Origin of the sequence: Neisseria arctica (genome assembly GCF_022870905.1) — a bacterium.
GTDB classification, from domain to species: domain Bacteria; phylum Pseudomonadota; class Gammaproteobacteria; order Burkholderiales; family Neisseriaceae; genus Neisseria; species Neisseria arctica.
This window is the reverse complement of the sequence record NZ_CP091510.1, coordinates 666,063-678,972: the sequence shown is the minus strand read 5'-3', so window position 1 is coordinate 678,972 and position 12,910 is coordinate 666,063. Positions and strand designations below refer to the sequence as shown.

Genomic DNA, 12,910 nt, shown 5'->3' with positions numbered 1-12,910 from the left:
ATTCTCACTTGGCTATATAGCGGTCAAGGCGTTTTTCCAATTTCGACTGTCCGATAAACAAGAAGAAACAGAATACCCAATAAACCAAACCTGCTTCGATATACACCGGTAAAAAATCGTAACTGGCGTTAGCAATCTGCTGTGCTACCCGGAAAAGCTCGGTAATCGTTACCACCGAAGCCAGCGAAGTTTCTTTAAACAGGCTAATGAACGTATTACTCAGAGGCGGTACGGATACTCTAAACGCCTGCGGCATAATAATACGTCGGAAAGTTTGCATATAGGTCATGCCGATAGTAAAACCGGCCTCCCATTGCCCTTTCGGTACGGACAAGATCGCCGCGCGGATCGTTTCTGAGGCATAGGCACCGATATTGAGCGAGAAGCCGATAATAGCCGTAGGAAGTGGGTCCAAACGGATACCGATAGCGGGCAAACCGTAAAACACTATCATTAACTGCACCAGCATCGGCGTTCCCCTGATAGCTGATACGTAAAACCTTACTGCGGCCAACAATAAACGGTATGCAAAACCCTTGCCCGGTATAATCCGTATCAAGGCAACTATCAAGGCAATCAATATACCAAATATAAAAGAGACAACGGCCAAAGGAATGGAATAAATGAAACCTGCTTTTACCATCGGCCAAAAAGCGTTTATGACCAAAGCCGCACGGGCTTCAGTCATAAACGGTAATGCGCTTAAGAGATCACTTAACACTTACGTCTTCGCCAAAGAATTGTTCACCTAATTTTTTCAATGTGCCATCTGCACGCAGTTCTTCAACCGCGGTACTAATTTTAGCCAATGCTTCCTCATTGCCTTTGTTTACAATGAAGCCCGCACCCAATTTTTCTTCCGCAGGAGCGACCCAAGCCGTTTTCAAGCCGGATTGCGGATTTTTCTTCAAATAATCAAGCAAGGCCAAAGAATCATTAAAGGTGAAATCAGCGCGCTTTTGCTGTACCAATGCCAAGGCTTGCGCCATACCGTCAACAGGCACTACTTTAGCTCCCGCTTGTTGTGCCATTTCGCCATAATTGCTGCTCAAAGACTGGGCTGAAGACAAGCCTTTCATATCTGCCAATGATTTGATACGGTCATCATCTTGACGGCTAACCGCCATCGGGCCGGAATAACTGTAATTCTCCGACTTGTCAAAAGTAGCCTGGCGCTCAGGAGTGGTAAGGCTAACTTGATTGGCAACCATATCAAAGCGACCCGCTTTCAAGCCGGCCAACATAGCGTCCCATTGAGTTTCTTTAAAATCAATAGTAATGCCTAATTTTTCAGCTACTGCACGGGTAACCTCAACATCGTAACCGGTAAGCTTGCCAGATTCGTCATGATAGGTAAAAGGCGCATAAGTACCTTCCGTACCAACTGTAATCGTACCTTTGTTATTAATACGCTCAAGCAAAGAGCCTGATGAAGCTGCAGCCGGAGCAGATGCCGCAACAGAAGCGCTGTTTCCGGCTGTTTCATTGCCGCAAGCAGCTAATACCAAAGCGGCAATGCTACCAAGTACGATTTTTTTCAACATAATGATCAACCTTAATCTTAACTGTAATGTAATTTTGATATTCTACTTTAAGCCCGATGCAAATACAAAGAATCACTTTTGATATTCTTTATAACTAAAAATTATATGCCATAAGTATAATTGTTGTGCAATCTGAAGCGCTCAAAATTATAATTCCATGTTTCTATATGAATTTTCTTATAAGATGGTATAACTTTTAAATGAAAAGAGCTTGCATCAAATTCAGATTTTCCAAGCCATTGTTTATAACCTATCCTTGCTTCTCAAACCACCTGCCCCAAGCAGATAACAATATGTTTGTTTTATAACTTTTGACATCATTATTTCCAGATAAAAAAGCCGCCTGATTTTTTCAGACGGCCTTTCAGAATAAATTAAATATCAAATATTTATCTTACCGGATCTTATTTAGACTGATGGATACTATCTCGAGTTTCCAATACCTGATCAATCAAACCGTAAGCGCGGGCTTCTTCCGCAGACATATAATTATCACGATCCGTATCCCGCTCCAAATCAGCGACATCGCGTCCGCAATGCTTAGCCAATAAGTGATTGAGCTTGTCTTTGATTTTCAGCAGCTCTTTAGCGTGTATTTCAATATCAGATGCTTGTCCGCCCAAGCCGCCGCTAATTAAAGGCTGATGAATCATGACACGGCTGTTTGGCAGAGCGAAACGCTTTCCTTTGGCTCCGGCCGACAGCAAAAACGCACCCATACTGGCAGCCTGCCCTAAACAGAGGGTAGAAACATCCGGTTTGATGAAATTCATGGTATCGTAAATCGACATACCTGCCGTTACCGACCCTCCCGGTGAATTAATATAAAGGTAAATATCTTTATCGGGATTTTCGCTTTCCAAAAACAGCAGCTGCGCCACCACCAAATTGGCAGTTTGATCGTTTACGGGACCAACCAAAAAGATAATCCGCTCTTTTAAAAGACGCGAATAAATATCAAACGCGCGCTCGCCGCGGCCACTTTGTTCGATAACCGTAGGCACCAAATAGCTATTTTCAATTTCAAGAGTCATTTTCTACTCCTTTCCTTCTTCAGGATAATTCTGCAAAAAAGCACCAAACACAAAAAGGCTTGGTGCTTTTTCAATCACTCAGCTTTGCGCCGGCTTAGGCTTGTGCACCCATTACTTCGTCAAACGACAAAGCACGTTCGGTAACTTTAGCCTTAGTCAATACGAAATCTACAACATTGGCTTCCACTGCCAAAGAAGTCGGGCCTTGCAAACGTTGTTGGTCGGCGAAATACCAATCAATAACCTCTTGAGGATCTTCGTAGCTTTCCGCAAAATCGGTAACAACAGCCTTAATTTGCTCTTCAGTAGGCTCCAGCTTGTTTTCCTCTACCACTTTGGCAAGAATCAAACCCAAAGCTACACGGCGCTCTGCCTGCTCTTTAAACATATCGGCAGGCAGATCCAAATTGGCAGCATCAGCCATACCTTGGTTAACGAAGTTTTGCTTCATTTCCGCAGCCAAACGTGCGGCTTCTTCGTCTACCAATACTTTGGGCAGCTGGATTTCGGTAGACTTCAGCAAAGCTTCCATCACCGCCTCTTTGGTTTGGTCTTGAGTACGGCGTTTCACTTCGCGCTCTACGTTTTTCTTCACCTCTTCGCGCATTTTAGTTACATCGCCGTCCGCGATGCCCAATGCTTTGGCAAACTGCTCATCTACTTCAGGCAATACAGGCTCTGATACGTTGGTCAGTTTGATAGTAAATACGGCGGTTTTACCTGCTACGTCTTTACCGTGATAATCTTCTGGGAAGTTTACTTCCACATCTTTGCTTTCGCCTTCTTTCAAACCTACTACACCGGCTTCGAATTCAGGCAGCATTTGACCGTTACCCAATACGAAAGGATAGTTTTTGGAAGTACCGCCTTCAAATGGTACGCCGTCGATTTTACCTTCAAAATCAATAATTACACGATCGCCGTTTTGGGCTTCTCGCGCTACATGGTTGAAACGGGTACGCTGTTTGCGCAAAATATCGATAGTTTTATCAACTTCCGCATCACCCACTTGGGCGGTTACTTTTTCAATTTCCTGAGCAGCCAAATCACCTACAACCACCTCAGGGAATACTTCAAAAATAGCGGCAACTTTGAAAGCTTCTTTGTCATCTTGCTCTTCCACGCCTTCAAAACGGGGCATACCGGCCACTTTCAGATTTTCGCTTACTGCTACGTTGTAGAAAGCCTGTTGCACCTGTTCGTTCATTACGTCGTTTTGTACGCTGGCACCGTACATAGACTCAACCATTTTCAATGGTGCTTTGCCCGGACGGAAACCATCGATTTTTACACGGCGCTGTGTTTGTTTCAGGCGTTTGTCGGTTTCGGCATTAATGCTGCTCCAAGGTAAAGACAATACGACTTTGCGCTCCAAGTTTTCTAACGTTTCTACAGTTACGCTCATTATAAGCCCTTAATTATACTGGGTTAATCAATACAACCGGCATTGTGCCCGTTGATGCTGTTCCGTAAGCGCCCACAAAGGGGCAAAAATTTAAATTGCAAGTTTATCACAATGCGGAAATAAAATATATTCTCACAATAAAAAACGGCTATATCGTTTCAGACGGCCTGCTTTTCATAATACGTGCAGTTTCATGCCAATAGCCGTCCGGTCGTTTTTCAAGCACGGCGATTTGGCCAAACCGGATTTCAGGCAAAATACTTGCCTCGGCAGCGTAAGTTTCCGATACCCGAGCAGGCGAAAGTATCTGCATAGGCAACAAAGGGTAATAACGCTGCCCTGTTACAGGCGTATATTGTGTCCAGTCATCTATATACAAACCATGCCAACCGTAAGGATTCAACGGTTCGCGCTCCACCCGCCGTTCTGAAAAAAAAACCGATGCCGCGCACAATCGATACGGCTGTTGTATCAAAATGGCCAAATCCAGCCTTTTTCAAAGCCTCTTTTCCTTCAGGCAATTGCGACCATGTCAGTTGCCGCTGTAATTTTGCCACCTTGTCGACCAGACGGTCTTTCGGATTAAGCCCGATCATGTTTTCAGGCTTGCCGCAAAAGCTACCGTAATACTTACATGTCAACTCGATATGGTAGGGCTTGCCGTTCACTGCGGCAATAAAATCAAACGCTCCCAATGTATGCCCGTTTTTATCTTGCACGGGCAGATTGCGGGCATAAAGCTGCGTATGCGGCGCATGAGCAAACCAAAACGCCAGCAAACTTTCGGCATAAAACCCCAACCTATGGCTAAAAGGTATTTCTTGTTGCAAATGCCGATGCAAAGGCATCGGATTTTCATCCAAAGCCAATAGATAACGAAAACCTGTTTCACCCAAAAGTTTACGTATTTCCAGTTCGCACCCCGTATGCCATAGCGGAGGAGCAGTCAGCAAAGCGGCCAAATCGCGTACGTTCGGATCAGTCAACCGCCACCACAAGGCATCTAATGCGTAGTTCATTTTTCAGACGGCCTATTTCAAACGGCGCGTTACCGTATTAAAAAATCCGCGCAAAATATCAATATCTTCTGTTTCCATATTGGCACGGCTAAATAAATTCTGCATACGCCGCATTAATCTTTCACCGTTGCGGCGGTTAAAAAAGCCGACTTCATCCATCACGCTCTCCATGTGCGCCACCATACCAGCGACCTGGCTATGCGTAGCAGGGCGGTTTTCCTGTTCGAGATGCGTCATCGGCATATCGACCTGACTGAAAAGCTCATAGCAGACCACCTGCACGGCTTGGGCTAGATTGAGTGAAAAATAATCGGGATTGCCGTTAATCGTCATCAACCGGTTGCACTGCTGCACTTCTTCGATACTCAAACCGAACGTTTCATTGCCAAACACCAACGCTACCTGCTGTCCCGAATGTGCCGCCTGCAACAACTCGGGCACCAATGCCCGCGGAGTTTGCAGCGGCGAGGTCAATTCGCGCTTGCGGCTGGTAAGGGCGCAGCTCAAAGTAGTTTCTGCCAAGGCTTCACTCAAATCAGCTACTATCCTCGCCCTCTCTAATACGTCTGCCGCCCCCGAAGCCAACACAAAACTTTCTTCGGGCAAAACAAAGTTTTGCACATTGGCGGAATCAAACACAGGCGGCTCGGGCGTCATCGGCGTTGCAATCAATTGCGGCGCTACCAGTGTCAGTCGTCCCAAACCCATGGTTTTCATCGCGCGCGCTGCGGATCCTATATTGGCCGGATGGCTGGTACGCGCCAAAATAATATGGATATTGTCGAGATAATCGGGAACTGTCGGTTTATTCATCATGCTTTATTTTCAGAATGGGCGTATAATTGCAACACATTTTTCAGACGGCCTTTGATTGCCGTCTGAATGCTCTTTAACATCGGAAACTGCTTTTACCGCCCAATATATCTGCGGCGGCGGTTTCTATCGTTTTAACGTTTTGCCTGTTTGCCGATGCAAGCAGCCATTGTACCCGATTTAGAAAGACTGCCATGAATCCTATTTTAAATACAGCCTTCAAAGCCGCCCGAAAAGCCGGCGATATGATGATTCGCGCTTCATCCAACTTAGATGCCATCAAAATCGACAGCAAGGCGTTTAACGATTTTGTTTCCGATGTTGACCGTACTTCAGAAGCCCTGATTCTCGACACCCTGTTTTACAGCTATCCCGACCACCTCATCCGCAGCGAAGAAGGCGGTTACTTCCGTGCCAGCAAAACCAGAGAAGGTCTGCAAATCGAACAAATAGCCGCCGCAGACGTACCTGCCACTCCCGAATACGAATGGGTGATTGATCCACTGGACGGCACTACCAACTATCTGCACGGTCACCCTCAATATGCTGTTTCTATGGCACTGCTGCACAAAGGCAAATTACAAGAAGCTTTGGTATTCGCCCCAGAACGCAACGACTGCTACATGGCTTCGCGCGGCCAAGGCGCACTTCTGAACGACCGCCGCATCCGTGTATCCAACCGCATCGAAATGAACCGCTGCCTGATGGGCACAGGCTTTCCGGTGGTCGATCAAAGCATAATGGATACCTACCTGGCTATCTTGAAAGATTTTCTTGCCAAAACCGCCGGCGCCCGCCGCGAAGGCTCTGCTGCCTTGGATTTATGCGCCGTAGCCAGCGGCCGTTTGGACGGTTTCTTCGAATTTAACCTAAAACCTTGGGATATCGCAGCCGGCGCTCTGTTGGTACAGGAAGCGGGCGGTATCGTTACCGATATGCATGGTAACGAAGGCTGGCTGGAAAGCGGTGATATCGTTGCCGCCAATCCGAAAGTACTGGCGCAAATGCTGCAAACCATCGCACCACACCTGTAAAGCATCTATACGTTAAGAAAGCCGCAAAAGCAAATAGGCCTTTTGCGGCTTTCTTAACGTTTATAACTGCAGCATATTTTTAGAGCCTCTTAACTCTTCATAATTTGAGAAGTAGGCCGTCTGAAAATAATCAGCCGACATTTTCAAACGGCTGGTTTTGATTATCTCGTCTATTGCATTTCCAATCCTCTGTTTAGCAGTGCCAACAATCATACTCAGCACGATTCAAATCCTTTACAATAACATTTCTCCAACCGACCGAAAGTCTAGCTCATGATCGCCATCATCGGCGGCAGCGGACTCACCCGCCTGCCCGAAATGCACATTACCCACCGCGAAATTGTCCGCACACCTTACGGCCTGCCCAGCAGTCCGCTCATGCAAGGCACACTCGGCAGCCACCAAATCGTATTTCTCGCCCGCCACGGCCTCAACCATACTTTGGCGCCTCACGAAATAAACTACCGCGCCAATATTTGGGCATTACACTCTTTAGGTGTTCAAAGTATCGTTTCCGTAGGTTCGGTAACCAGCCTTAATTCCAACATCGAACCCGGCTCGCTGGTAGTACCTGACGATATTATCGACTATACCTCGGGCCGCGTATCTACCTTTTTCGAAGGTGCCGACCAAGAAGTCGTGCATACCGACTTTACTCACCCTTACGACCGAAAATTCCGTGTCGGCCTGATCAAACATGCGGAAACACATGGAACACCTGTTATCAGCAGTGCTGTATACGGCTGCATCGAAGGCCCTCGCCTGCCTACTCGTGCCGAAGCACGGCGCTTTAGAAACGACGGCGCAGACATTATCGGTATGACCGGCATGCCCGAAGCCGTGTTAGCGCGCGAACTCAACATAGCCTATGCCCACTTGTGCGGTGTAATCGGCATGACGGGCTTTAATGACGGCCATACGTCTTCACCCGATTTCCGTAGCCGCCAAACCCATCAGGCCATCGAAAAAATCCGCCTTCTGCTTACCGATTTGTAAAACAAGCCGCTTAAAAGGATCATCTATATGCAAACCGTTACCATCGGCCTGATTTCCACCAGTGACCGCGCCAGCAGTGGCGTTTACACCGATGAAGGCATCCCCGCACTGAAAAACTGGCTGGAACAGGCAGTTCGCAACCCTATCCGTTTTATTGAAGCCCTCATTCCCGACGATCAAGCCGAAATTGAAAACACCTTGTGCCGCATGGCTGATCACGACCAGTGCGACCTCATATTTACAACCGGCGGCACAGGCCCCGCCCCGCGTGATGTCACGCCTGAAGCTACCCTTGCCGTTATCGACAAAGAAATGCCCGGTTTCGGCGAACAAATGCGCCAAATCAGCCTATATTATGTGCCGACTGCTATCTTGTCCCGCCAAACAGCAGGCATTCGCGGCCGCAGCCTGATTGTCAACCTGCCTGGAAGACCGAAAGCAATTGCCGAAACCCTAGGCGGCGTGCGTAACCCGGTCGGAGATATCCAAGTGCACGGTCTATTCAGCGCCATTCCTTACTGCATTGATTTAATCGGCGGTGCATTTATCGAAACCCACCCAGATATCTGCCAAGCATTCCGCCCCAAACAAAAATAAAATTACGGCTGGCCGTCTGAAAACCAGCGTACATCTACCACCATAGCAGTTACTACTTTTTTCAGACGGCCTTTCGTACCTTAACCCTAAAGCCAATACTCCCGCACTTTAATATTGTAAGATTGGCATCATCGGCAAATTCCGCCAAAGGCATCTGATTATGACTACGCCTCACCCGCTTTCCAAATTTTTCCAGCCGGAACATATTCTTCTTATCGGTGCCAGCGAACGCCAATACAGCTTGGGTGAACGCATTCTTTCCGCCCTCTTGCGCGGCGGCTTTTCAGGGCGCATCACCCCTATCAACCCGCGCCATAAACAAATCGGCGGCATTAAAGCTTTCCCGAATATCAACAGAGTACCCGAATATGCCGATACCGCATGGATCGTTACCATGCCCGATACCTACGATGCCATATTCAAGGCCTGCTATAAAAAGCAGATTCCCCATATAATCGTTATGCAAAATTGGGATAATTTTAACGATAGCGAATGGCAACTGGCACAAAATGCCATCTCCCGCGGCAAACAAGCGGGGTTGCATATCATAGCCCTCAATACTTCCGGACTAACCACCCCTGCGGCTAGATTGCACGGCAGCGTATATACCGTACCTTTTAGTAAAGGCGATATTGCTCTAGTCGGCTGCCATAGTGAATTTTCCGCCCTTATCAATCCTATTTTGCAGCAAGCCGGGATAGGCATCTCACACCATGTCGGCCTGCACCCAAAACTAACGCCCGAATGCAGTGCCGGAATTCTCGACTATCTCGCTGAAGACAAACAAACCAAACTGGTTATCATTGAATACCAACCTGCCCAAAACCTACGCGAACTCTTCAGCGCCTTACGCCACTGCGCCCGCAAAAAACCGCTGATACTGCACTGCAACCATTATGCGGACACTCGCGAACAAGCCATTTTGCATCACCTTGCAGGCCGCTGCGGCTTTCTACCCACTTTCACTCCCGAAGAACTCTTCACTGCCATTCACGCCCTCTCCTCCAACAAACTACCTGCCAGCCACCTGCATCTGATTGCCAACGAAGCCTGCGGTTGGCTGCAACGGAGAGCAGAAATCCTTGATATCGACTTACGCGTCAGCAACGATAACCGCCGCCCTGCCGCACGTCACAACGGTTACATTGGTAGCAACCCAAGCATTACACACTACCGAGGCTTGGCTCATGAACACCTCGAAAGCAAACATACCCACGCCCTGTTGGCCGTAATCGCTCCCACGCCCGACGGTGCCGAGTCAGGCATTACCACCGCATTGGCACAACTGCAGAACCAATCGCCCAAACCACTGATTATCAGCAGTCCCCATGCCCGTGGCCTGATGCAGTTTTCCACTTCCGAACAAGCCATGCAAGCTTTCCACCAGCACCAACGCTACCACCGCTTCAAACAGCAGCTTATCCAAACCGCCAAACCACTGCCCGCTTATGTCAAAACACCCGAAATACAGGCAGCATCTACCCAAACGGATATACCTGAAAAATGGCTGAAATCCTTATATCTACCCGAATACAATCCCGCAACAGCACCCCTTTCAGACGGCCTGAACCTAATCCTGGAGCGTAACCGCTACGGTTTCGTTCTATCTGCAGAAAAAAACCACGTCTCGCTAGCCTTTTTGCCACCCTTCAATACCATGCATGCCGACACCCTCATCCACACTTTCAACCTCAAACGCCAACAAAAAAACCTTTACCAATGGTTGCACAGCCTCAACGAAGCGACCGATAAACTTCACACACTGCAAACCCTACATATCAATATCGGGCAACAAAACACCGTTACCAAGCTTGACTTTTCCTCCACACTCGGTCGAGCCGACAACGTGCTAAGCCCTTACCCTGATCAAACCAGCCATATTTTCACACTTAAAAACGGCGGCAGCGTATTCATCCGCCCCATCCGCCCCGAAGATGCCGAGGCAGAGCAACAATATGTACGCAACCTTTCGGAAAAAAGCCGTCAAACCCGCTTTATGGCACATATTAAAGAGCTCAATCCAACGATGCTGGCTAACTTCTGTAATCTCGATTACCACCGTGAAGCAGCGTTTGCAGCCGAAGATGAAAACGGTATTTTGCTGGGCATCAGCCGATATAGCTGCAATCGGTTTCCCGAAAGCTGCGAATTCGGTATCAGTGTCGCCGAAAACATGCACGGACAAGGACTAGCCTACCATCTGATGCAGCAAATCCTCAGCCATGCCGCCACACAGGGTTATCGCAGCATGACTGCGGAAATCCTCAAAAGCAACGTACCCATGCTCAAGCTGGCCGAAAAACTAGGCTTTCATATACGCCCCTCTCCCCACGAGGGCGAAATCTGCGAAGCCGAACGTCCGCTTTTGCCGCCTGAACACAACACCCGGCGCAAGCACAAACAATAAATGCTTGCACAAAAACCGCAAAATACCCTAAAATTAGCGGTTTTCTATATATCCGATTTTCACAGAAGGAATCAACATGGTAGTTATCCGCTTAGCCCGTGGTGGCTCAAAACACCGTCCGTTTTACAACGTAGTAGTTGCAGATTCACGCAACCGCCGCGACGGCCGTTTCATTGAGCGCGTAGGCTTCTACAACCCCGTAGCCAATGAAAAACAAGAACGCGTACGTTTGAACGCAGAACGCTTAAACCACTGGTTGGGCCAAGGCGCACAAATGAGCGACGCCGTAGCCAAATTAGTCAAAGAACAAAAAGCTGCCGCCTAATCCTCTGATTTAGACTGCCATGACCGACACTCAACAATGGGTAGCCATGGGCTACATCAAAGGCGTATTCGGCATAAAAGGCTGGGTAAAAATAGCAGCCGGCACGGAATATACCGACAGCCTGCTGGACTACCCCGAGTGGCGGCTAAACAAAGACGGACGTCTTTTAACAGTCAAAGTCGAATCAGGCAAAGCAGTTAACGGCGAGCTTCAAGTAAAGCTTGAAGGCATAGATGATAGAGATGCGGCTTTCGCACTCAGAGGCTACACCATCGAAGTATGCCGCAGTGAGTTTGCCCCCGCCGAAGAAGACGAATATTATTGGGCCGATTTAGTCGGCATGACGGTAAATAACCGAGAAGGCCAAACCCTCGGCAAAGTAAAAAACCTAATGGAAACCGGTGCTCATGATGTATTGGTGCTTGAAGGTGAACATGGGCAAAAACTGATTCCGTTCGTTTCCCACTATATCGACCAAGTCGACAGTGCCAACGGCATTATTATTGCTGACTGGGGCTTGGATTATTAATGCTCATTCAAGCAATTACCCTCTTTCCGGAAATGTTCGACAGCATCACATGCCATGGCGTAACCGGAAGAGCACTAAAGCAAAATTTATGGCAATTCAATGTCATAAACCCGCGCAGTTTTGCCGATAACAAACTTGGCTATATTGACGACAGGCCTTTCGGCGGCGGACCTGGCATGATTATGATGGCCCCCCCCCTAGCCGCAGCCCTCAACGCAGCGAAAGCACAAAATAGCCAAGGCAAAGTAATTTACCTCAGCCCGCAAGGAACACCGCTTACCCACGCCAAAGCGTGTGAACTGGCTACTGAAAAACATCTTATCTTGCTATGCGGCCGCTACGAAGGCATAGATGATAGGCTGTTGCAACAAGAAGTAGATGAAGAAATCTGTATCGGCGATTTTGTCGTCTCAGGCGGAGAGCTTCCCGCCATGATGTTGATGGATGCAGTATTACGGCTCTTACCCGGCGTGTTGGGTGACAGCAGATCCGCCGAACAAGACTCTTTTGCCGACGGCCTGCTTGATTGCCCACACTATACCCGCCCTATTGAATTTCAGGGTATGGCAGTACCGGAAGTTTTACGCTCTGGTAACCATGCACTGATAGCCGAGTGGCGTCTCAAGCAGGCGTTACAACGCACCTTAGCGCGCCGCCCTGATTTACTGGAAAAGCGCGAATTAACCCCACAGGAATCTAGGCTCTTGCAGGAAATTAAGCAAGAGGAACGAGAATCCCATTATAATTTAGGAAATTAAAATGAACTTGATCCAACAATTAGAGCAGGAAGAAATCGCTCGTTTGAACAAAGATATCCCCGAATTTGCTCCGGGTGACACCGTTGTGGTATCTGTACGCGTAGTAGAGGGTTCACGCAGCCGTCTGCAAGCCTACGAAGGTGTTGTTATCGCCCGCCGCAATCGTGGTCTGAACAGCAACTTCATCGTTCGCAAAATCTCTAGCGGCGAAGGCGTTGAGCGTACTTTCCAACTGTACTCTCCGAACGTAGAAAAAATCGAAGTTAAACGCCGTGGTGACGTACGTCGTGCCAAGTTGTACTACTTGCGTGGCCTGACCGGTAAAGCAGCCCGTATTAAAGAAAAACTGCCGGCTCGCAAAGGTTAATTTCTGCCCTATTCCGATACCCGCCGCCTCAGGGCGGGTATTTTTATTCCTCAAATAAAGCAGATATCAACCTTTAATCTTT

Annotated in this window: 14 protein-coding genes and 1 pseudogene; 8 read left to right on the top strand and 7 right to left on the bottom strand. The window is 48.1% G+C overall.

Annotation, left to right across the window (positions count from 1 at the left end):
• Positions 1-4: 4 nt before the first annotated feature.
• From LVJ86_RS03050 to LVJ86_RS03025, 6 genes and pseudogenes are all read right to left on the bottom strand, one after another.
• Positions 5-688, bottom strand: a complete 684-nt coding sequence (locus LVJ86_RS03050; protein WP_414629258.1) for an amino acid ABC transporter permease — start codon at positions 686-688, stop codon at positions 5-7.
• Between the two features lie 22 nt (positions 689-710).
• Positions 711-1,544: an amino acid ABC transporter substrate-binding protein gene (locus tag LVJ86_RS03045; protein WP_047761135.1), complete on the bottom strand. Its 834-nt coding sequence runs from the start codon at positions 1,542-1,544 to the stop codon at positions 711-713.
• 404 nt (positions 1,545-1,948) lie between these two features.
• A complete protein-coding gene (gene clpP / locus LVJ86_RS03040) occupies positions 1,949-2,578 on the bottom strand; it encodes an ATP-dependent Clp endopeptidase proteolytic subunit ClpP (protein ID WP_047761134.1) in 630 nt (209 codons plus the stop codon).
• A gap of 94 nt (positions 2,579-2,672) precedes the next feature.
• Entirely contained in the window at positions 2,673-3,983 is a 1,311-nt protein-coding gene (tig, locus tag LVJ86_RS03035; protein WP_047761133.1) for a trigger factor, read from the bottom strand.
• A 148-nt stretch (positions 3,984-4,131) separates the two neighbouring features.
• Positions 4,132-5,002: pseudogene (locus tag LVJ86_RS03030) on the bottom strand (DUF1853 family protein).
• A gap of 12 nt (positions 5,003-5,014) precedes the next feature.
• Positions 5,015-5,818 carry an RNA methyltransferase gene (locus LVJ86_RS03025; protein ID WP_047761131.1) on the bottom strand — a complete coding sequence of 268 codons (804 nt, stop codon included), beginning with the start codon at positions 5,816-5,818 and terminating at the stop codon, positions 5,015-5,017.
• Between the two features lie 191 nt (positions 5,819-6,009).
• Between LVJ86_RS03025 and LVJ86_RS03020 the strand changes: the two genes are divergently transcribed.
• Positions 6,010-6,849: an inositol monophosphatase family protein gene (locus LVJ86_RS03020; RefSeq protein WP_047761130.1), complete on the top strand. Its 840-nt coding sequence runs from the start codon at positions 6,010-6,012 to the stop codon at positions 6,847-6,849.
• Positions 6,850-6,909: 60 nt separating this feature from the next.
• Here LVJ86_RS03020 and LVJ86_RS03015 read toward each other — a convergent pair whose 3' ends face one another.
• The gene (locus tag LVJ86_RS03015; RefSeq protein ID WP_161796058.1) at positions 6,910-7,071 is read right to left on the bottom strand and encodes a hypothetical protein; all 162 of its coding nucleotides are present in this window, start codon (positions 7,069-7,071) and stop codon (positions 6,910-6,912) included.
• A 51-nt stretch (positions 7,072-7,122) separates the two neighbouring features.
• On the opposite strand from LVJ86_RS03015, the gene LVJ86_RS03010 reads away from it, so the two are divergent.
• From LVJ86_RS03010 to rplS, 7 genes are all read left to right on the top strand, one after another.
• On the top strand, positions 7,123-7,845 hold the full coding sequence (locus LVJ86_RS03010; protein WP_047761129.1) for an S-methyl-5'-thioinosine phosphorylase: 723 nt from the start codon (positions 7,123-7,125) through the stop codon (positions 7,843-7,845).
• A 27-nt stretch (positions 7,846-7,872) separates the two neighbouring features.
• A complete protein-coding gene (mog, locus tag LVJ86_RS03005; protein ID WP_047761128.1) occupies positions 7,873-8,442 on the top strand; it encodes a molybdopterin adenylyltransferase in 570 nt (189 codons plus the stop codon).
• Between the two features lie 160 nt (positions 8,443-8,602).
• The gene (locus LVJ86_RS03000) at positions 8,603-10,849 is read left to right on the top strand and encodes a bifunctional acetate--CoA ligase family protein/GNAT family N-acetyltransferase (RefSeq protein WP_047761127.1); all 2,247 of its coding nucleotides are present in this window, start codon (positions 8,603-8,605) and stop codon (positions 10,847-10,849) included.
• A gap of 76 nt (positions 10,850-10,925) precedes the next feature.
• Positions 10,926-11,174, top strand: coding sequence for a 30S ribosomal protein S16 (rpsP, locus tag LVJ86_RS02995; RefSeq protein ID WP_047761126.1), 249 nt, complete (start codon positions 10,926-10,928; stop codon positions 11,172-11,174).
• 19 nt (positions 11,175-11,193) lie between these two features.
• Positions 11,194-11,703, top strand: a complete 510-nt coding sequence (gene rimM / locus LVJ86_RS02990; protein WP_047761125.1) for a ribosome maturation factor RimM — start codon at positions 11,194-11,196, stop codon at positions 11,701-11,703.
• The gene (gene trmD / locus LVJ86_RS02985; protein WP_047761124.1) at positions 11,703-12,461 is read left to right on the top strand and encodes a tRNA (guanosine(37)-N1)-methyltransferase TrmD; all 759 of its coding nucleotides are present in this window, start codon (positions 11,703-11,705) and stop codon (positions 12,459-12,461) included. Before rimM ends, trmD begins: the two co-directional genes overlap by 1 nt.
• A gap of 1 nt (position 12,462) precedes the next feature.
• A complete protein-coding gene (rplS, locus tag LVJ86_RS02980) occupies positions 12,463-12,828 on the top strand; it encodes a 50S ribosomal protein L19 (RefSeq protein ID WP_047761123.1) in 366 nt (121 codons plus the stop codon).
• Positions 12,829-12,910 lie beyond the last annotated feature (82 nt).